We start from the raw sequence: 20,837 nt of genomic DNA, 5'->3' as shown, positions 1-20,837 counted from the left end.
TTAACTTAGTTTCTTAAATCAATTATTTTACAGCTACTCCTGTTGCAGCTTCGCCACCAAAAGTTTTTTGAGAAGCTATCCACTTGTCATACTCTTCCTGAGTCTCAACAATTATTTTCATTTGCATATTGTAGTGAGATTTACCACAAATTTTATTACAAAGTAAAATATAATCATACTCCCAAGGATCGCTATTTGGCTCTCCGGCCGCAGCTTTAGCAGCTCTAATTTTATTTGCTCTTTTTACCTTATCAATTACATCTGGATCTTGACGCATTTCTGCTGTAGTCTTAATTGGTGTAAATGAAAATTGTGTAATCATACCTGGAACACAGTTCATTTGTGCTCTAAAATGAGGCATATAAGCTGAATGCAATACATCTTGAGAACGCATATGAAAATTAACTTTTCTACCTACTGGCAAATGCAATTCTTTAACAATAATATCATCTGCCCCGTTAGGATCAGACTCATCTAAACCTAAAATATTTGCATTATCAATGTCAATCATTCTAACATTAGCTTCACCTAGTACATTATCATCTCCTGCATACCTAGCAGTCCAATTAAACTGTTGTGCATATAATTCTACTACTAAAGGATCATCTTCGTCATTAATATCCATAATGTTTGTCCAAGTATATAACCCCCAAAGGATTAAACCTGCCAAAACAATTACTGGAATAATTGTCCAAATAAACTCTAACTTATGATTGTCTGCATAAAACAACGCTTTCTTTCCTTTTTCCCCACGGTATTTGTATGCAAAATAGTGTAATAGGAACTGCGTAATAGTCTGTACAAAGAAAATAATAAGCATTGATACAAACATCAAACTATCATATTCTGCACCATGAGCAGAAGCAGACTCTGGCAACAATACTTTAGTATACTTGTAGAAACTAAATATTGTTATACCATATATAAATACTAAGAAAGCAAACATTAGGTAACCGTTAACTTTGTTATCGTTATCCGTTGCTGTTTCATTTTTAGCCGCTCTAAGTTGCGACAATTCAAAAATTTTGGTCATTTGCCAAATTGCTATGGCTATTAAGACTAAAACCGTTATAGTTAAAACTGTAATCATTGTATGATTTATTTTATGCTGTTGTAAACTTCCTTATTAATAATGAAAATGCTTGCTTTCGCCAATAAATGGGTTCCTTTTTGGTTGCAATGGAGCAGTTGACAAGGCTCTAAATACAACAAAGATAAATAAACCAGCAAAGAACAATACAGAACATATTTCTGATAATCCTATTGACCATTGATCTCCTACAGTTGCAGGCATAATCATATTAAATATATCTAAGTAGTGACCTGCAAGTATAACTACACCTGCCATAATAACAAACCAGTTAACTCTTTTATAATCACTATTCATTAACAATAATAATGGGAACAAGAAGTTCATAGCTATCATTCCAAAGAACGGTAAGTTATAATCTTGTATTCTTGTTACGTAATATGTAACCTCTTCTGGAATATTAGCATACCAAATAAGCATAAACTGAGCAAACCATAAGTATGTCCAAAAAATACTGATACCAAACATAAACTTAGCTAAATCATGAATATGGCTATCATTAACATCTTCTAACAATCCTTTAGACTTTAAGTAAATTGTTACCATAGCTATAACTGTTATACCAGAAACAAACATACTAGCAAATACATACCAGCCAAACAAAGTACTAAACCAGTGTGGATCTACGCTCATTATCCAATCCCAAGACATCATAGATTCTGAAACAAGATAGAATACTAAGAAACCTGCAGACCATCTAAAGTTTTTAACAAAGTTGGTATTATCATCAGCTTCATCTTGCGCTAAAGATAATTTACGAGATATAGTTCTGTAAGCAATCCATCCTCCTAAGAAAATAGCAGCTCTAATTAAAAAGAAAGTTCCGTTTAAATATCCTGCTTTTCCTTGTAACAATTTATCTTCAGCTACAACATCTGCATCCATCCAAACAAATAAATGGTTCATATGTGCAACAGAAGCTGCAAGAATAACAAATACAATTATACCTCCTGGAACTATATAAGATGTTATACCTTCCATAACTCTAAATAACAAAGGAGACCAACCCGCTTGAGCCGCTCTTTGTATTGCATAAAATGCTAACACACCTAATGCTATCATAAAGAAAAAGAAAGCTGCTACATACAATGCAGACCAAGGCTTATTTTGCAATTGATGTAATAAATGCTCATCATGTTTACTATCATATCCTTCTGCGTGAGCAGTTTCTCCATGAGCATTAGTGTTATGTGTTTCTGCAGCAGCTTGGTGATCGCCATGACCATCACTATGACTTGCTACAATTTCTTTAGCGTCTTCTACTGTACTAGGCATTGTAATAAAACCTATAGCGATACCTATAGCACCAACAGCCATTAATATAAAAGAAGCTATTTTTAGTCTGTTTGAAAAAGTGTACATATTCTTAATCTATGTATTATTTAGTTAAGTCTTGTTTCAATTGCATTACGTATTCTGCAACTTGCCAACGTTCATCGTGATTAAGTTGATTAGCGTAAGAACCCATCGAATTTAATCCGTAATAAATAGTATGGTAAGTGCTACCTACAGTAATATTTCTTCCTGCATCTGCATAGCTAGGAACACCTAATATTTTTTCTCTCTTCACCAAGTTCCCTTGACCATCACCTTTATTTCCGTGACAAATTGCACAGTTAATAGCGTATAGTTCTTTTCCTTTAGCAAGGTTAGCTTCAGTTTTTAAAGAATCTAATGGGCTACCTTGTAAACGTGCCAACTCTTTACCTTCTATATCATTTGCAAACTCGTAAGGCATATGACCTCTAGAAATAGTGTTCTCTACTGGCAGTGCAGCCTCCATACCACTAGGTAAAAAATCTACTTGTTGGTATGTTTCATAACCTACTGCTTCGTACATATTAGGCATATACTGGTAATTAGGACTATTCTTATCTGCACAAGATGCCATAAGAAGAGCAACTCCTAAAACCAAACCTATATTTTTAAATATCTTCATAACTATTATTAAGACTATTTTTCTGAAATATTAATTTCTACTGCTCCTGTATCTGCTAATAAAGATTTTAACTCTTCTTCATTATCATGAATTTCTATTTCCATTAAAAATAGATCATCAGTAGTTCTTACGTCTGGATTCTCAGCTTGTTTAAAAGGCCATAATTTACTTCTCATATAAAAAGTAATAACCATTAAGTGTGCTGCAAAGAATACAGTAAGCTCAAACATAATAGGAACAAATGCGGGCATATTTTCTAGGTAACTAAAACTAGGTTTACCACCTATATCCTGAGGCCAGTCCTCTATCATGATGTAATTCATCATAAGAGTTGCTATTGTGATACCTATACACCCATAAATAAAAGCAGTTATGGCTATTCTGGTAGGAGCAAGCCCCATAGCTTTGTCTAATCCGTGAACAGGAAAAGGACAATATACCTCTTCTATATGATGCTTAGCTGCTTTTACTTTCTTAACAGCGAGCATCAATATATCATCATCATTATAAAATGCGTGAATAACTTTAGATGCCATAATTATTTATTGTTATTTAAGTTCTTGGCTTGTCCAGCCCAATCATCTCTCTGTGCTCTTCCTGGGAAAGATCCTGTTATAGAATCTAACAAATCATACTCTTTCTGAGTCATTTTACTAACCTGAGCAAAGCTATATATCCCAATCTGATTTAGTGTCTGTTCCATCTGTGGACCAATACCTTTAACCTGCTTAAGGTCATCTGGCGTATCTGTTGCCACATCAAACTTACCTATAGAACTTAATAAGTCTGAAACCTTTTCTTCATCATTATTAACAACTACCTCTTCAGCAGGAACTGCTGTTGCAGCAACCGTATTTGTATATATTGTTTTTTCTGGCATAGTATATAATGGTTTACCAGCATCTCTTAATTTCTTGTATTTACTACCAGAAGACTTAAGAATTGATTTAACTTCTGCCTGAGCTATTACAGGGAATGTTCTAGAATACAACAAGAACAATACAAAGAAGAAACCTATTGTACCAATAAAAATACCTATATCTACAAATGTAGGAGAGAACATTGTCCATGAAGATGGTAAATAATCTCTGTGTAATGATGTTACAATAATCACAAAACGCTCAAACCACATTCCTATGTTTACTACAATAGATATAGCAAAAGAGAACATAATACTAGTACGTAATTTTTTAGACCACATAAACTGTGGAGAGAAAACGTTACAAGACATCATTGCCCAATATGCCCAAGCGTAAGGACCTGTTGCTCTGTTTAAAAATGCATACTGCTCATACTCTACTCCAGAATACCAAGCCATAAACAGCTCTGTAATGTATGCACAACCAACTATAGAACCAGTAATCATAATTACAATGTTCATTAATTCTATATGCTGAATTGTAATGTAAGCTTCTAAACTACATACTTTTCTCATAATTATAAGCAATGTGTTTACCATTGCAAACCCAGAGAAAATTGCACCCGCCACAAAGTAAGGAGGGAATATTGTTGTATGCCAACCCGGAATTACAGATGTAGCAAAATCAAAAGATACAATTGTATGTACAGAAAGTACAAGTGGAGTTGCCAAACCAGCTAAAACAAGAGAAACCTCTTCAAAACGTTGCCAATCTTTAGCTCTACCTGTCCACCCGAAACTTAATAAACTATATATTTTTTTCTGAAACGGCTTAATTGCTCTATCACGCAACATTGCAAAATCTGGTAAAAGACCCGTCCACCAGAAAACTAATGATACAGATAAGTATGTAGAAATTGCAAATACATCCCATAATAAAGGTGAGTTAAAGTTTACCCATAATGAACCAAATTGGTTTGGAATAGGTAATACCCAGTACGCCAACCAAGGACGACCCATATGTATTATTGGAAATAAACCTGCTTGTACTACAGAAAAAATTGTCATTGCTTCTGCAGAACGGTTAATTGCCATTCTCCATTTTTGTCTAAAAAGCAATAGTACTGCAGAAATTAATGTTCCTGCGTGCCCAATACCTACCCACCATACAAAGTTGGTAATATCCCAGGCCCATCCTACTGTTTTATTTAATCCCCAAGTACCAATACCTGTAGATACTGTGTAAATTATACAACCAACTCCCCAAAGGAATGCTATTAATGCAATAGAGAAAACAATCCACCACTGCTTATTTGCTTTCCCTTCTACAGGAGCAGCAATATCCACAGTTACATCGTGGTATCCTTTATCTCCAATTACTAGGGGTTTTCGTATAGGTGCTTCGTAATGCGACGCCATAATTTATGTTCTAGTTACGTTCCGTTAATTAATTATGATTCTTGTGTATTTCTCACTTTAACATGATAGAAAACATTTGGCTTTGTACCAATGTGCTCTAATAAATGATACATACGGTTGCTTTCTTTTAACTCAGCAACTTCACTTTCTTTATCATTTACATCTCCAAATACCATTGCACCACTACTACATGCAGCAGAACAAGCTGTTTGGAATTCACTATCTTTTACTGTGCGTCCGTCTCTCTTAGCATCTAAAATAGACTTTTGAGTCATTTGAATACACATAGAGCATTTCTCCATTACTCCACGAGAACGAACATTTACATCTGGGTTAATTACCATTTTACCTAAATCGTTATTCATATGGTAATTAAACTCGTCATTGTTATTATACAAGAACCAGTTAAAACGACGTACTTTATACGGACAGTTATTTGCACAATATCTTGTACCAACACATCTGTTATACGCCATATGGTTTTGACCTTGTCTACTGTGAGACGTTGCAGCAACAGGACAAACTGTTTCACATGGAGCGTGATTACAGTGCTGACACATTACTGGCTGAAAAGCTACTTGAGGATTAGCAGAAGGATCTTCCAACTCACCAAATCCACCTAAAGAACCCTTATCTCCAGTTAAACCATCAAATTCATCTTTCTTAACATTATCTCCTTCAAACGTATCTTCAGAAGAATAATATCTATCTATACGCAACCAGTGCATATCTCTAGACTTACGCACTTCATCCTTACCAACAACAGGCACGTTATTTTCTGCGTGACAAGCTATAACACAAGCTCCACAACCAGTACATGCATTTAAATCTATTGACAAGTTAAAGTGATGACCAACAGAGCGATCAAAATCATCCCAAAGACTAACTGAAACAGCGTCCACTTCGTTATGATCTAAAGATACTTTAGGAACAGGATTCCATTCTGCATGATCTTTAGTATTAAAAATTTCTAATGTAGTTTCTTTGATTATATCACCTCTACCCATTAATGTCTTATGAAGCTGTACACAAGCAAACTCATGCATACCTTCTGCTTTAGACACGGATACAGATTGATTAGAAACACCTCCTTGATATAATGCATACGCATTAACACCAGTTTGCATTTCTGCTTGTAAACCAGCTTTTCTTCCATAGCCAAAAGAAAGCCCTACAGAACCAGAAGCCTGACCAGGCTGAATAATTACTGGAACTTCTTTTAACTCAACATTTCCTACTTTAAGATTTACTTTACTACCATCTAAACCTCCGTTAGCAACATGATCATTAACAAGACCTAACTTTTCAGCATCAGCTTTAGATACAGTAACGTAATTATCCCAAGAAACTCTTGTAATTGGATCTGGAAACTCTTGCAACCATGGATTATTAGCCTGCTGACCATCACCCATACCTACTTTAGAGTACAAAGCTAACTCCATACCAGATGAAGATGCTTTAGATAATTTTGAAGCCGCCATAGATAAGTCTACAAGAGACGATACTATTGGCTCTTCTTCAGAAACAATTGAAGCTACAGTTTCCTCTACAACATCTATAATAGTTGAAGGAGCTTTATAAACACCATCATGTAATGCCTGGTTCCACTTCCCTTCTCCTAATATAGAAGAACTCCAAGTTTCCTTAATATAATCATAATACGTTTTATCAGAACCCATCCACACTAATAATGATGATTGGAACTGACGCGTATCAAAAATTTCTTTAATTGTTGGCTGCATTAATGCGTAATGTCCTTTTTTAATTTGAACATCACCCCAAGACTCTAAGTAATTAGGAGCAGCAGCAGCATAAGAAGAAACAGCTACAGTCTCATTATTACTTTGCGAAAAAGCAACAGACAAATCTACCTTAGACAACGCATCTGTAAACTCAGTTGCATTTGGCATTGTATAAGCAGGGTTTACACCATCCATAATAAGTGCACCTACTTTACCAGCTTTCATATCTGCTACTAATTTAGCAACAGCTTTAGCATTACCTTGTCTTACATATTTTGGAGCTTTAGCATCAAAAGCAACACTTGCTTGCTTCTCATTAATTGCTAAAACAACTGCTTGCGCATCTTTATCATCTAGCCCCGTAACAACAACAGCCTTACCTTTAGCCTTTTCAAACTCTTCTGCAGCAGCCAAAACAGCCTTTTCTGCAGCAGCAGGTAACTCACCTCCTACAGACACATTCATCACTTTAGCATAAAATTTAGCTAAAGCAATTTTTTGTTGCGTAGGAGTTAACAAAACTCTTTTATCTGCATTAGCACCAGTTAATGACATATTTGCCTCAAACTGGATGTGCCTTGACATTTTACCATTTTTTGGAACACGACCAGCAGAATATCCACTGTCATATCCACCACCTTGCCAATCACCAAGAAAATCTGCTCCAAAAGAAACAATTAACTCAGCTTTTTCAAAGTCATAATCAGCCAACGCTCTTTCACCATACTTTTCTTCAAAAGCATTTAAAGCAGCATCAGCAGAAATAGCATCATAAGTAACATGATTTACATTTTCACCGTAAACACCCTTAAACTCAGCAATCAATCTAGAAGTAGACGGACTAGCGTAAGTTTGCGTTAACAATGCTATTTGTTTACCAGAACCTTTTAACGCAGTAAGTTTTGATTTTACCGCAGCATCTAAAGCAGACCACTCTACAGCCTCTCCTTTAGCCAAAGGACCTTGCAATCTTTTACTATCATATAATGACAAAACAGAAGCTTGCACACGAGCATTTGCAGACCCGTTTACCTTAGCATCTGTATTATTTTCAATTTTTATTGGCCTACCCTCACGAGTTTTTACCAAAACACTTGCAAAGTCAAAACCATCTGCTATTGTTGTTGCATAATAATTAGCAACACCAGGAATAATTTGATCTGGCTGAACAACATAAGGTATTGATTTTACAACAGGCCCTTCACAAGCAGCCATTGTTGCAGCAGCAGTACTAAAACCTACATACTTTAAGAAATCCCTCCTATTAGTAGAACTACTCGCTAAACCTTCCTTATCACCTAAGAAATCTTCAACAGGAATCTCCTGAACAAATTCGTTCTGTTTTAGCGCCTCAACAATGGAATCGTTAGGATTTAACTCCGCTTCGCTTTTCCAATATTTTTTGTTTGATGACATACGATATATCTGAAATTATCTTCTTTTACAATCAATTAATAGTGACACTTACCACATTCTAAACCACCTTGCATAGCAGCTGTAAGCTTCTCTACACCATATTTCTTAGAAAGCTCTTCATGAATTTTATCATAATAAGCATTACCTTCCATTTTCACATTTGTTTCTCTGTGACAATTAATACACCAACCCATAGTTAAAGGAGCATGCTGACTAACAACTTCCATTTCCTCAATAGGACCATGACATGTTTGACATTCTACACCTGCAACACTAACATGCTGTGAGTGATTAAAATATACAAAATCTGGTAAGTTATGTATTCTAACCCACTCTACAGGCTTAGACTCACCAGTATATTTTTGATTTTCTTCATCCCAACCAACAGCAGCATAAAGTTTCTTTATCTCTTTTGTATAAAATTCATTGGTGTAGCCATTTTCAATATCAGACTGAGAAGGCCCCTCTGGATTACCTTTGTATTCATAAATTGACTTATGACAATTCATACAAACATTTAGTGACGGAATACCAGAAGTTTTAGAAACTCTAGCTGAAGAGTGACAATACTTACAATCCACCTTATTATCACCTGCATGCACTTTATGAGAAAAATGAATTGGCTGAACAGGCTCGTAACCCTGATCTATACCAACCTGCATAAAATACCCATACACAAAATAAGCACTAGTAAGCAACAAGAATACAACAGACACCAAAACCAAAAACTGATTTTGAACAAACGCCTTCCAAATAGGAATACGCTTTTCAGCTCTTTCTCTTTCTACATCAATACCGTTTGCCTTAGCAATGTTACGCAACGTTTTGTTTACCATAAACAACATTGCAACTAATAAAGCAAAGACTAAAGCCAAAGCACCTAATATAATCTCATTAGAAACCCCACTATTAGACCCAGCTTCTCCACCACCTGCAACAGGAACAGACACCACACTAGCAGGCTTCTCTTCTACTGCAGAAGTATAAGCTAAGATATTATCAATATCCTCATTACTCAATGTAGGGAAAGCAGTCATTGCAGTATTATTATACTCTGCAAAAATCTTATTAGCATAAGAATCTCCAGACTTAATAACACCTGAACTATTTTTAACCCACGCATAAATCCACTCACGATCCAAACCTTCTTCCTCTAAACGAGACTCCACATTCCTTAAAGCAGGACCAGTACCCTTCCTATCTAAAGAGTGACACGATGCACAATTCTGATTAAAGATCTGTTTCCCCTTTGCAGGATCAGCATTTTCTGATTGAGAAAATAGGGATACTGAAAATAGCATTGCAGCTATCAGATTGACACCCAAAAATTTAGAAAGTTGATTACGGTATAAAACCTTTTTCATATTTAAAATATTTCTATCGAAATCCTGGCACGATAATTACTATATAACAGGCACACGCCCTATATCGCTTCTTAAATTGAAGGCAAAAATACGACATAGACTTAAATTTGGAAATGTTAAGGGATTGATAATTTATAATTTATAATTGTTCTAAATAATAATTATGCCTTATGTTTGATTTATAATATTTTACATTTGTAAGCGCTTATTAATATTAACTTACACTACTCATGAAAACACTTTACACAACCTTACTATGCTTAAGTTTTAGTGCTTTTTGCTTTGCACAAGAAGGACAAATAACAATTAAGCAAGATGAAGGACTAGAAAAGCTCTTAAACCTATACGCCGAAAACAACAAAACATCTAAATACTACACCATACAAATACACTCTAGCCAAAGCCCAAGTAAGGCTAACAGTGAAAAAAATGAAGCAGAACAAAATTTTAAAAATTGGTACTCTGAAATTAGTTTTTACGAACCAAACTACAAAGTTAGAATTGGGAAATTCAACACAAAATTTGAAGCTCAACAAAAACTTATAGAGGTTCAAAAAAAATACCCAAATGCATTCCTAATAGCAGACCAAAAGGAGAAATAAAATAAAAAGAACAACAAGCACACTAAAGAGCAACTTAATCATAAGTTGCTCTTTTTTTATACCCACAAGAAAAAGTAAAGTTTTTATGTGTTAAAATAAATTTTTAATTTTATAAGAAACAAAACCCTAAACAAATGAAAAATAAAAAAATCTACTTAAGCATATTTACACTAACATTATGCTTCACAATATGCACTGCTCAAGAAGGAGAAACACTAACAAAACAAAGTGAATCAACCACTATACAAACTACAAATAGTAAGCTAATTTCCCCTCCATTCTCTATTCAAATACACCAAAGCGAAACCCTTAAAGATGCAAACAACATAAAATCTAAAGCAAGAAGAGATTTCCCTGGAATTACCTCATATTTAAAAAACGATAACAACACATACAGCATAACCTTAGGAAAGTTTAAAACCCTTAACGAAGCCCAAGAAAGACTAAAAACAATTAAAAGAAAATACCCTCAAGCCGTTCTATTATCCAATCAAAAAGAATAAACGAAAAGCATTTAAAAACAAAAAAGCGACTCATTACTGAGTCGCTTTTTTATATCTAAACTAAAGTTATTATTTCAACTTCTTTTTAACAGCTACCTCTTGGAAAGCCTCTACAATATCACCTTCTTTAATATCATTGTAATTCTTAACCTGAAGACCACAATCATATCCTTTAGCAACTTCTTTAGCATCATCCTTAAATCGTTTTAAAGAAGCAAGTTCACCAGTATATATTACTACACCATCACGTATTAAACGTATACCTGCATTTCTAACTAATTTACCTGTTAACACCATACAACCGGCAATTGTACCAACCTTAGATATTTTAAAAGTCTCACGTATTTCTGCAGTACCAAGAATTTCTTCCTTCATCTCTGGAGAAAGCATTCCCTCCATTGCATCCTTAAGATCATTAATTGCAGCATAAATAATAGAATACATTCTAATATCGATTTCTTCTTTTTCTGCAATTGCTCTTGCATTACCCATTGGCCTAACATTAAATCCGATAATAATTGCATCAGAAGCCGAAGCTAACAACACATCAGATTCGGTAATAGGACCAACCGCTTTATGTATAATATTTACTTGTATTTCCTCTGTAGATAGTTTCTGGAACGAATCTGTTAACGCCTCAACAGAGCCATCAACATCACCCTTAAGTATTATGTTAAGCTCCTTAAAGTCTCCCAATGCAATACGTCTTCCAATCTCATCTAATGTAATATGGCGTTGCGTACGAACAGATTGTTCTCTTTGCAACTGAGAACGCTTAGAAGCTATTTGCTTAGCCTCACGTTCATCTTCTAAAACATTAAATTTATCTCCAGCTTGCGGAGCACCATCTAAACCTAATATAGATATTGGTGTTGAAGGACCTACCTTTTGAACATTATTACCACGTTCATCTTGCATTGCCTTAATTTTACCACTACAAGTACCTGCTAAAACATAATCTCCTATCTTAAGCGTACCCGCTTGTACCAAAATTGTAGAAACATAACCTCTACCTTTATCTAAGAAAGCCTCAACAACAGTACCAGAAGCTAGTTTTTTAGGGTTAGCTTTTAACTCCAATAACTCTGCCTCTAGCAATACTTTTTCTAAAAGCTCTTTAACACCTGTTCCTTTTTTAGCCGAGATATCTTGAGATTGTATTTTACCACCCCAATCTTCAACCAATAAATTCATTTGTGCTAAACCTTCTTTAATTTTATCTGGGTTAGCCGTTGGCCTATCAATCTTATTTATTGCAAAAACAATTGGCACACCAGCTGCTTGAGCATGACTAATTGCCTCTTTTGTTTGTGGCATAATGTCATCATCTGCCGCAATAACAATAATAGCAATATCCGTTACCTGAGCACCACGTGCACGCATAGCCGTAAAGGCCTCGTGACCCGGTGTATCTAAGAACGCTATTTTTTGTCCGTTATCCAACTGAACACCATAAGCACCAATATGCTGTGTAATACCACCACTTTCACCGGCAATTACATTTTCTTTACGAATATAATCCAACAAAGAAGTTTTACCATGATCTACGTGACCCATTACAGTTACAATAGGGGCTCTTTCTTTTAAATCTTCTGGAGCATCTTCTTCCTCTACTATAGATTCTTCAATCTCAGCAGCAATAAATTCTACCTCATAACCAAACTCCTCTGCAACTATAGACAATGTTTCAGCATCTAAACGCTGATTCATAGTAACCATAATTCCAAGAGACATACAGGCAGATATAATTTGTGTACTAGAAACCTCCATCATAGTAGCAACCTCTCCAACAGTAACAAACTCTGTTACTTTTAAGATTTTACTTTCTGCTTCTTGCTTCTCTAGATCTTTTTCAGTCTGCTGACGGTGTTGATCTCTTTTATCTCTTCTATATTTAGCTCCTTTACCTTTTTTAGATTTACCTTGAAGTTTCTCCAAAGTTTCTCTAACCTGCTTTTGCACTTCTTCTTCAGTAGGCTCAACTTTAACAACAGGAGCATTAAATCTACCTTTGCCTTGTCCGCCTTTACCTCTGTTTCCGCCTTGACCACCTTGTCTGTTATTACCTCCTGGCTTGTTATTACTAACAATTCTTTTACGACGTTTTTTCTTATCTGCGCCAGCACCAGTATTTTTAGGAGCCTCTTTCTTTTTAGGTTTATTAAACTTAGACAAATCAATTTTTGCACCCGTAAGCTTAGGTCCAGATAATTTTTGATATTGCGTAGTTATAACCGTATTTTCTTTTGTTTCTGGCTCTTTAGTTTCTTCAGGCTTTTTCTCTGCCGCTACTTTTGGCTTAGACTCTTCCTTTTTAACAGGAGCAGGCTTTTTAGGAGCTGGTTTCTTTTTACCTGCATCTAAATCTATTTTACCAACAGTTTTAGGACCAGGCAATTCTACCTTACCAGTTTTAACCGAAGACTCCTTAGCCACTGGTTTTTCAACCGGCTTAGGCTGTTCTTTAGCAACAGGCTTTTCTACCTGAACAGGTTTTTCTTCCTTAGGAGCTGCTTTTTCTTCTGCAGGAGCTGGCTTATTTTTAGCCGAATCAAGATCTATTTTACCAACAGTCTTTGGTCCAGACAATTCAGCCTTAGCCCTAACAATTTCTTGCGCAGCTGCTCTTTTTTCTCTTGCCAAACGCTTTTCCTCTTGCTCTTGTTCCAATTGCAATCTAAGCGCTTCTTTTTCTTTACGTTTTTCCTCGCCAACTTCCTTAGAAGCAACTTTTTTACTCATGTCAGTTTGGAATTCATCCAAAAGAACTTGGTATACCTCATTGGAAATCTTAGTAGTAGGCCTTGCCTCCACCTCATGTCCTTTGGACGAAAGGTGGTCTATAGCCCTATCTAAAGAAATATTTAATTCCCTGAGGACCTTATTGAGCCTTATTGTTGCATTCTCTGCCATAAACAAGTATTCGTATTCTTAAATTTTTGCTAATATATAGCTTAATCTTCTAATTCTTCTTTAAGTATGCGTACAACTTCTAAAATAGTTTCAACTTCTAAATCTGTACGCTTTGCTAAATCTTCAGAATCTTGCTCCAATACGCTTCTTGCCGTATCTAAACCAATCTTCTTAAATTCCTCTATAATCCAGTTATCAATTTCATCAGAGAACTCTGTTAACTCAACATCCTCTTCTACCCCTTCACGGAATACATCAATCTCATAACCAGTTAATTGACCTGCCAATCTAATATTATGACCACCTCTACCTATTGCTCTTGAAACCTCATCTGGCTTTAAATAAACCTGAGCCGTCATTTTTTCATCATCTAATTTTACAGATGATATTTTTGCAGGACTTAATGCTCTTGTAACTAACAACTGTGGATTGCTAGTCCAGTTAACAACATCAATATTCTCATTACCTAATTCTCTAACAATACCATGTATTCTAGAACCCTTAACACCAACACAGGCACCTACAGGATCTATACGATCGTCATAAGAATCTACTGCAACTTTTGCTTTTTCTCCTGGGATACGCACCGCCTTTTTAATAGTAATTAAACCATCAAAAACCTCTGGTATCTCCTGAAAAAACAGTTGCTCTAAAAATTTAGGAGATGTTCTAGACATTATAATAGAAGGCTTATTACCTTTTAATTCTACGCTTTCTATAATACCACGTACATTATCTCCTTTTCTAAAGAAATCTGAAGGTATTTGCCTGTCTTTTGGCATTACTATTTCATTACCTTCATCATCCACTAAAATTACAGCTCTGTGCCTTATATGATGCACCTCTGCCGTGTATATTTCACCTTCTAAATCTTTAAATTGCTTATAAATTGTAGTATTATCATGCTCATGAATTTTAGCTATTAGGTTTTGACGCAATGCTAAAATTGCACGCCTTCCTAAATCTATAAGCTTAACCTCTTCAGATACATCTTCTCCAACTTCAAAATCTGGTTCAATCTTGCGCGCATCTGTTAATGAAATTTCTTCATTAGGTTCTTCTACCTCTCCATCTTCAACTACAATACGGTTTCTCCATATTTCTAAATCCCCTTTATCTGGATTTATAATGATATCAAAGTTATCATCAGAACCAAATTTCTTTTTCAAAGCATTACGAAATACTTCTTCCAAAATTGCCATTAACGTTACCCTATCTATGAATTTATCATCTTTAAATTCTGAGAAAGATTCTATTAGCGCAATATTTTCCATATTGATTTATTTATTAAAATTTTAATACAACTTTTGCTTCCTTAATATCAGAAAATAAAATTTCTTCTTTTTTCTGAACGGTAACTTTTCCTTTTCCAACGGGCTTTTGCTCTCTAGCTTTCCACTCCAGTGTAATAGTTTCTTCCGTAGCGGCAGTTAATTGCCCTTCAAAATTACGACCTTCTATTGTTTTTACCTCTAATTTTCTACCAATATTTTTTGCATACTGCCTAGGTAAAACCAATGGAGAAGATGCTCCTGCCGAAGCAACTTCCACAGAGAAGTCTTGCTCTTCCCTATCTAAGTTGTGATCTATAGCCCTGCTAACCGCAACACAATCCTTAAGTGTAACACCATTATCACCATCTAAAACTATATTAATTTTAAAGTCTGGTGTTATAGTAAAATCTATTAAGAATAGTGAAGGGGTTTCTTTTAAAGCCCCTTCCAACAAAGATGTAACTTGCTCTTTAAACATAACTCTTTTTACAGAAATTTTATTAAACCAAAAAAAGTATAGTTAATAAAAGAGGGGACTATTTAAGTCCCCTCATGAATACATTATATTCTTTCAGCGATGCAAAGATACATATTATTTTTCACAAATTAAAGTGATCCTAACTGTAGTTTAGGTAATTATGTATATTTTTAAAAACTAAACACAAACTAACATCCAAAAATGGAAATATTATCCTCATACAATCTTATTATCGCCGCATCGGTCATTATTATTATTTCTTTCCTTTTTAACGGAATTTCTAAAAAAACAAACATACCATCCGTTCTAATGCTTATTGTTTTAGGCGTGATACTAAAGTATGTTTTAGAGTTTATTGGAGAAGACAGCATAAACTTTTTTCCGTCCTTAGAACTACTTGGCATTGTAGGTTTAATAATGATTGTTTTAGAAGCCGCACTTGAACTAAAGCTGAAGCGAGAAAAATTAATCCCTATTTTAAAATCCATGGCAATTGCTTTAGTTGGTCTTCTTGCATCTGCATACGTTGCCGCACTAATTTTAAATCAATTTATAGACGGAATGACAATGCAATCTGCTTGGCTTTATGCAACACCACTATCTATTTTGTCTAGTGCAATCATTATTCCTAGCGTAAGTGGCCTTCCCGAAAACAAAAAAGAATTTCACATTTACGAAAGTACCTTTTCTGACATTATGGGAATTATGATGTTTTACTTTTTAACAGGAAACCTAAACCCTACAGAAGATGCAGGCAACGGAGCTGCAAGTTTTGCAGGCAATATTGGACTAACCATAGTAATATCTATCATTGCCAGTTACGCAATTATCTTAGTTTTTCAACAAATTAAATCACAAGCAAAACAGTTTTTATTAATTGCAGTATTACTGCTCTTATATGCGTTGGGCAAAAAGCTACACCTATCTTCTTTAATAATCATTTTAATATTTGGGTTAATAATTGCCAATATGAATTTATTTTTTGGCGGGTTTTTATCTAAATACCTAAACAAAGAGCGAGCCGAGCAAATTTACCACGAACTACATATTATTACACTAGAAACAGCCTTTGTAGTGCGTACATTCTTCTTTGTTATTTTTGGTATCACCATTGTTATATCTTCTTTATTTAGCATAAACGTAGCAATTACAAGCATTTTAATAATTGTATCTATATATATTATCAGGTTTATTATTCTACGCGTTTTTGTAGGCGGAGATATTTTTCCACAACTTTTTATTGCACCTAGAGGACTTATTACCGTTTTATTATTCTACGCAATACCACAAGAAGCACAAATTGAAACTTTTGATTCTGGTATTTTACTTTTTGTAATTATTGGCACAAGTTTAATTATGACAGCCGCTATGATTAAAGACAAACGTAAAATGAATACTATTTTAGATGAGATTGATGAAGACATAGATGAAATAGATAAACTACATGATGAAAATGCCTCTGACGACAGTTATGAAGCCACAACCAACAACACAGACACAGAACTACCTAAAAAAGATAACACAGGCAACACACACAACACAGAAGACAATGAACACATAAATGACTAAAACAAAAAACCCGATATCAAATTGATATCGGGTTTTTACTTAACATTAGTTGGCCCACAAGGACTCGAACCTTGAATGACGGTACCAAAAACCGGAGTGTTGCCAATTACACCATGGGCCAATGCTTGTTTTGAGGGTGCAAATTTATAATAAACTTTCGTTTACACAAAACATTTTTTAAAAAAATTTTTAAACTTTGTTAAACCTTTATAAAATTTTATCTCTCATATCTCAATTTATTACTAAATTCGCCTTAATTCATAAACAAAAAAAACCGTATGTTCTCTAACAATTTTAAAAAATGGGATACCATCCTTGGCTGGGTAGCCTTTTTAATTGCATTTATTACTTATCTAATAACTGTAGAACCTACAAGTAGCTTTTGGGATGCTGGGGAATACATTGCTACTTCTGCAAAACTACAGGTAGGACACCCTCCTGGAGCTCCATTACTACAAATAATAGGCGCATTTTTTGCAATGTTTGCAACAGACAAAACACAAATTGCTAGTATGGTTAATTTTGTTTCAGGAGCATCTAGCGCCTTTACAATTTTGTTTATGTTTTGGTCTATAACCAATTTAGCAAAGAAACTTATACTTAAAGAAGCTAATAGTGTTTTAACAAACAGTAAAGCCATTGCAATATTAGGTAGCGGCTTAGTTGGCTCTTTAGCTTTTACTTTTTCTGATAGTTTTTGGTTTAACGCTGTAGAGACAGAAGTTTACGCTATGGCCAGCTTTATAATGGCCTTACTTTTATGGCTGGGCCTTAAGTGGGTTGATGAACTAGACCAACCTAGAGGAAACAGATGGATTATTATGATCTCTTTTGTTGTAGGACTTACATTTGGTATACAGTTTATGGGTTTTTTAGCTATACCTACAGTAGGACTATTATTTTACTTTAAAAAATACAAAGAGACTACAATTAAAAACTTTTTAATTGCCAACATTGCAGTAATTGCCGTTTTAATGTTAGTCTACAAATTTTCTCTAACATACGTTTTAAAGCTTTTTGGTTGGAGTGAAGTTTTCTTTATTAATAACATAGGCCTACCATTTAACTCTGGTTCTATTATAATGGGTATAATTTTTATTTGCGCATTTGCTTTTGGCTTAAATTACACCAGGAAAAATAACTTTAAAACTGCAAACACTATTGTTTTGTGTTTAATGTTTTTATTTCTAGGATTCTCTACCTGGCTAATGCTTCCAATACGTGCGAATGCAAATGTAGTTATTAATGAAAACGATCCATCTGACGCAAGATCATTACTAGCATACTATAACAGAGAACAATACCCTGGTGTAGACAGTCCTATATATGGCGCATATTATTCTGATGCTTTTTCTTCTGGAGGAGAACCTAAAGATGGTAAACCAAAATACGAAAAAGATCTAAAACTTGGCAAGTACATAATTGTAAACAACTACAAAGATGCAGACCAAGGAGCAGATAAAAATCACACAGGTTTTTTACCTAGAATGTGGTCTAGAGAAAATGCCGAAAACTATATGAAATACTATGGCGCATTAGATTTTAAAATAAAACCTAAATATTTAGGCAATCAAAACTTAAGAGACATCTCTAGACAACTAAAAGACGGTCACGCTACAGGTGAAATAGGAACAGAGCAATATATTGGATTTTTAAGAGAAGCTAATAGCGAAGGCTACATAGAGGTTATACCACCAAGCATATGGGACAACATTAAATATATGATGGATTTTCAGTTTGGATATATGTACTGGCGTTACTTTATGTGGAATTTTGTTGGTAAACAAGATGACGTACAAGGAAGATACAACAACCATGGTAACTGGATTAGCGGTATAAGCTTTATAGATAACCACCTAGTAGGCAGCCAAGATAATTTGCCAAGTGATATTTTAAACAACAAAGGAAGAAACACATACTTCTTCCTACCTCTTATATTAGGAATTATTGGTATTCTTTTTCAAATAAAAAAAGACCCTAAACAATTTTGGACCCTATTAGTATTCTTTTTATTCACTGGTTTAGCCATTCAGTTTTACACTAATCCTGCCATATTTCAACCTAGAGAAAGAGACTACTCTTTAGTTGGGTCTTTTTACGTATTTGCAATTTGGATTGGCATAGGAGTTGCTGGCTTGTATGACGAACTAAAAAAAATAACCTCTGCAAAAATTATTGCTCCAATAATTACTATTGTCTGCCTATTAGCTGTACCAACACTTATGGCCTTTCAAAACTGGGATGATCATGATAGATCTAACAGGTTTACCGCAAACAGTACTGCAAGGTCTTACTTAGACTCTACGCAAGAAGATGCAGGAGCAATTTTATTTACTATTGGAGACAATGACACTTTTCCGCTATGGTACCTACAAGAAATTGAAGGTTACCGTACAGATGTACGTATTATTAACACTAGTTTATTTGCTACAGATTGGTACATAGACCAAATGAAAAAGAAAGCTTACACAAGTGACCCTATACCATCTCAGCTAACACATGAAAAATACAGATTTGGCTCTAGAGATGTTATCTACGGAAACCCACTAGAGCAATTTAAAGACAAAAGGTTAGATATTAAAGATTTTATGAACTGGATTGCCAGTGACAAACCACAGAATAAACTTAGATATCTTTACCAAAGGCAAGGCGCAGACCTTAGTCAGTATCCAGATAATCTTTTAGATTTAATTTATTACCCTACCAATAAAATACGCGTACCAGTAAACAAGAAAAATGTTTTAGAAAGCGGATTGGTAAAACCTGAAGACGAAGATTTAATTGTAGATTATATAGATATTGACTTACCAGGTTCATTAAGTAAAAACCGTTTACTAATGCTAGACTTACTAGCTAACAACGACTGGAAAAGACCTATATATTTCTCTGGTGGTAGTTTTGATAACGGCGAATACATTTGGATGAAAGATTACTTACAACTAGATGGCTTAGCATACAAATTGGTGCCAATTAAAACTAAAAATGCAAACCCTTATGATATGGGGCGCATAGATAGCGAGTTAATGTATAGCATTGTTAAAAAATGGGAATGGGGTAATTCTGGAAGTTCTGATATTTACCACGACCCTCAAACAAGATCGCAATCTATTAGCTTTAGAGGTAACCTTGCAAGACTTGCAGAACAACTTATTGAAGAAAACAAAATAGAAAAAGCAAAAGACATTATAGACATTGCTGTTACCAATATGCCTGTAGACTATTTTGGGTACTACGCCTTTGTAGAGCCTTTTGTAGATGGATATTTTAAAGTTGGCGAAACACAAAAAGCAAAAGATTTATTTGCTCAGCTAAAAACTAAGTATCAAGAAAACTTAGCATACTACAACACATTAGATCTAAGTCAACAATACGTTAGAGAAAATGATATCTTAGGAGACCTTGAAAGCTATTTTAGACTTATAGATATACTTAAATCTAATAATGAGACCAAGTTAGCCGAGCAAGAAGAATTGATTGCTACTGAGTTCTTAAACAAGTTTTCACATTTTAACAGATCCAGAAGACTAATACAGGAAGAAACCCCTGAAGAACTGCCAATGTCAGATCCAGATTTACCAGACTCTAGTACAGTAGACACAAGTGCTACTGTACTAGAAGATAGCATAAACTAACACAAGAATAACTTGTGTTAGTTTATATCATAATAAA

General features: G+C 34.7%; 14 protein-coding genes and 1 tRNA gene. 4 read left to right on the top strand and 11 right to left on the bottom strand.

All coding sequences use genetic code 11. The features are described 5' to 3' along the window. Positions 1-22 precede the first annotated feature (22 nt). Genes CELLY_RS09350 through CELLY_RS09320 form a run of 7 tightly spaced genes read right to left on the bottom strand, consistent with a single transcriptional unit; the run spans position 23 to position 9,829 of the window. Positions 23-1,090, bottom strand: a complete 1,068-nt coding sequence (locus CELLY_RS09350; RefSeq protein WP_013621430.1) for a cytochrome c oxidase subunit II — start codon at positions 1,088-1,090, stop codon at positions 23-25. Between the two features lie 36 nt (positions 1,091-1,126). Beyond that, positions 1,127-2,452 carry a hypothetical protein gene (locus CELLY_RS09345; protein WP_013621429.1) on the bottom strand — a complete coding sequence of 442 codons (1,326 nt, stop codon included), beginning with the start codon at positions 2,450-2,452 and terminating at the stop codon, positions 1,127-1,129. Positions 2,453-2,468: 16 nt separating this feature from the next. Next, positions 2,469-3,029: a c-type cytochrome gene (locus CELLY_RS09340; RefSeq protein WP_013621428.1), complete on the bottom strand. Its 561-nt coding sequence runs from the start codon at positions 3,027-3,029 to the stop codon at positions 2,469-2,471. Between the two features lie 14 nt (positions 3,030-3,043). Further along, on the bottom strand, positions 3,044-3,565 hold the full coding sequence (locus CELLY_RS09335; protein ID WP_013621427.1) for a DUF3341 domain-containing protein: 522 nt from the start codon (positions 3,563-3,565) through the stop codon (positions 3,044-3,046). A 2-nt stretch (positions 3,566-3,567) separates the two neighbouring features. Further along, on the bottom strand, positions 3,568-5,307 hold the full coding sequence (gene nrfD, locus CELLY_RS09330; RefSeq protein WP_013621426.1) for an NrfD/PsrC family molybdoenzyme membrane anchor subunit: 1,740 nt from the start codon (positions 5,305-5,307) through the stop codon (positions 3,568-3,570). Between the two features lie 32 nt (positions 5,308-5,339). Beyond that, on the bottom strand, positions 5,340-8,465 hold the full coding sequence (locus CELLY_RS09325) for a TAT-variant-translocated molybdopterin oxidoreductase (protein ID WP_013621425.1): 3,126 nt from the start codon (positions 8,463-8,465) through the stop codon (positions 5,340-5,342). Between the two features lie 35 nt (positions 8,466-8,500). Beyond that, entirely contained in the window at positions 8,501-9,829 is a 1,329-nt protein-coding gene (locus CELLY_RS09320; RefSeq protein WP_013621424.1) for a c-type cytochrome, read from the bottom strand. Between the two features lie 230 nt (positions 9,830-10,059). Between CELLY_RS09320 and CELLY_RS09315 the strand changes: the two genes are divergently transcribed. Then, a complete protein-coding gene (locus tag CELLY_RS09315; RefSeq protein WP_013621423.1) occupies positions 10,060-10,431 on the top strand; it encodes an SPOR domain-containing protein in 372 nt (123 codons plus the stop codon). Between the two features lie 134 nt (positions 10,432-10,565). Next, positions 10,566-10,934, top strand: a complete 369-nt coding sequence (locus CELLY_RS09310; protein WP_013621422.1) for an SPOR domain-containing protein — start codon at positions 10,566-10,568, stop codon at positions 10,932-10,934. 69 nt (positions 10,935-11,003) lie between these two features. On the opposite strand, the gene infB is transcribed toward CELLY_RS09310, so the two are convergent. From infB to rimP, 3 genes are read right to left on the bottom strand one after another with little or no spacing between them, the layout of a single operon-like run. Continuing rightward, positions 11,004-13,847, bottom strand: a complete 2,844-nt coding sequence (infB, locus tag CELLY_RS09305; protein ID WP_013621421.1) for a translation initiation factor IF-2 — start codon at positions 13,845-13,847, stop codon at positions 11,004-11,006. 41 nt (positions 13,848-13,888) lie between these two features. Beyond that, a complete protein-coding gene (gene nusA / locus CELLY_RS09300) occupies positions 13,889-15,121 on the bottom strand; it encodes a transcription termination factor NusA (protein ID WP_013621420.1) in 1,233 nt (410 codons plus the stop codon). A 13-nt stretch (positions 15,122-15,134) separates the two neighbouring features. Beyond that, positions 15,135-15,599 (bottom strand): ribosome assembly cofactor RimP, encoded by a 465-nt coding sequence (rimP, locus tag CELLY_RS09295; protein ID WP_013621419.1) that lies wholly within the window; start codon positions 15,597-15,599, stop codon positions 15,135-15,137. A gap of 201 nt (positions 15,600-15,800) precedes the next feature. Here rimP and CELLY_RS09290 point away from each other — a divergent pair, with 201 nt between their 5' ends. After that, the gene (locus CELLY_RS09290; protein WP_013621418.1) at positions 15,801-17,168 is read left to right on the top strand and encodes a cation:proton antiporter domain-containing protein; all 1,368 of its coding nucleotides are present in this window, start codon (positions 15,801-15,803) and stop codon (positions 17,166-17,168) included. 49 nt (positions 17,169-17,217) lie between these two features. Here the strand turns inward: CELLY_RS09290 and CELLY_RS09285 are convergent. Further along, positions 17,218-17,289 (bottom strand) — tRNA-Gln (locus CELLY_RS09285). A gap of 157 nt (positions 17,290-17,446) precedes the next feature. Between CELLY_RS09285 and CELLY_RS09280 the strand changes: the two genes are divergently transcribed. Then, on the top strand, positions 17,447-20,800 hold the full coding sequence (locus tag CELLY_RS09280; RefSeq protein ID WP_013621417.1) for a glycosyltransferase family 117 protein: 3,354 nt from the start codon (positions 17,447-17,449) through the stop codon (positions 20,798-20,800). The last annotated feature ends 37 nt before the right edge of the window (positions 20,801-20,837 follow it).

Source organism: Cellulophaga lytica DSM 7489 (assembly GCF_000190595.1).
GTDB classification, from domain to species: Bacteria; Bacteroidota; Bacteroidia; order Flavobacteriales; family Flavobacteriaceae; genus Cellulophaga; species Cellulophaga lytica.
Note: the sequence above shows the minus strand (reverse complement) of the source record. Positions and strands in the feature narration are given on the sequence as shown.

Coding starts and splice junctions, on each gene's coding strand:
- CELLY_RS09350 (WP_013621430.1), bottom strand. CDS start 1,090: ATGATTACAGTTTTAACTATAACGGTTTTAGTCTTAATAGCCATAGCA.
- CELLY_RS09345 (WP_013621429.1), bottom strand. CDS start 2,452: ATGTACACTTTTTCAAACAGACTAAAAATAGCTTCTTTTATATTAATG.
- CELLY_RS09340 (WP_013621428.1), bottom strand. CDS start 3,029: ATGAAGATATTTAAAAATATAGGTTTGGTTTTAGGAGTTGCTCTTCTT.
- CELLY_RS09335 (WP_013621427.1), bottom strand. CDS start 3,565: ATGGCATCTAAAGTTATTCACGCATTTTATAATGATGATGATATATTG.
- nrfD (WP_013621426.1), bottom strand. CDS start 5,307: ATGGCGTCGCATTACGAAGCACCTATACGAAAACCCCTAGTAATTGGA.
- CELLY_RS09325 (WP_013621425.1), bottom strand. CDS start 8,465: ATGTCATCAAACAAAAAATATTGGAAAAGCGAAGCGGAGTTAAATCCT.
- CELLY_RS09320 (WP_013621424.1), bottom strand. CDS start 9,829: ATGAAAAAGGTTTTATACCGTAATCAACTTTCTAAATTTTTGGGTGTC.
- CELLY_RS09315 (WP_013621423.1), top strand. CDS start 10,060: ATGAAAACACTTTACACAACCTTACTATGCTTAAGTTTTAGTGCTTTT.
- CELLY_RS09310 (WP_013621422.1), top strand. CDS start 10,566: ATGAAAAATAAAAAAATCTACTTAAGCATATTTACACTAACATTATGC.
- infB (WP_013621421.1), bottom strand. CDS start 13,847: ATGGCAGAGAATGCAACAATAAGGCTCAATAAGGTCCTCAGGGAATTA.
- nusA (WP_013621420.1), bottom strand. CDS start 15,121: ATGGAAAATATTGCGCTAATAGAATCTTTCTCAGAATTTAAAGATGAT.
- rimP (WP_013621419.1), bottom strand. CDS start 15,599: ATGTTTAAAGAGCAAGTTACATCTTTGTTGGAAGGGGCTTTAAAAGAA.
- CELLY_RS09290 (WP_013621418.1), top strand. CDS start 15,801: ATGGAAATATTATCCTCATACAATCTTATTATCGCCGCATCGGTCATT.
- CELLY_RS09280 (WP_013621417.1), top strand. CDS start 17,447: ATGTTCTCTAACAATTTTAAAAAATGGGATACCATCCTTGGCTGGGTA.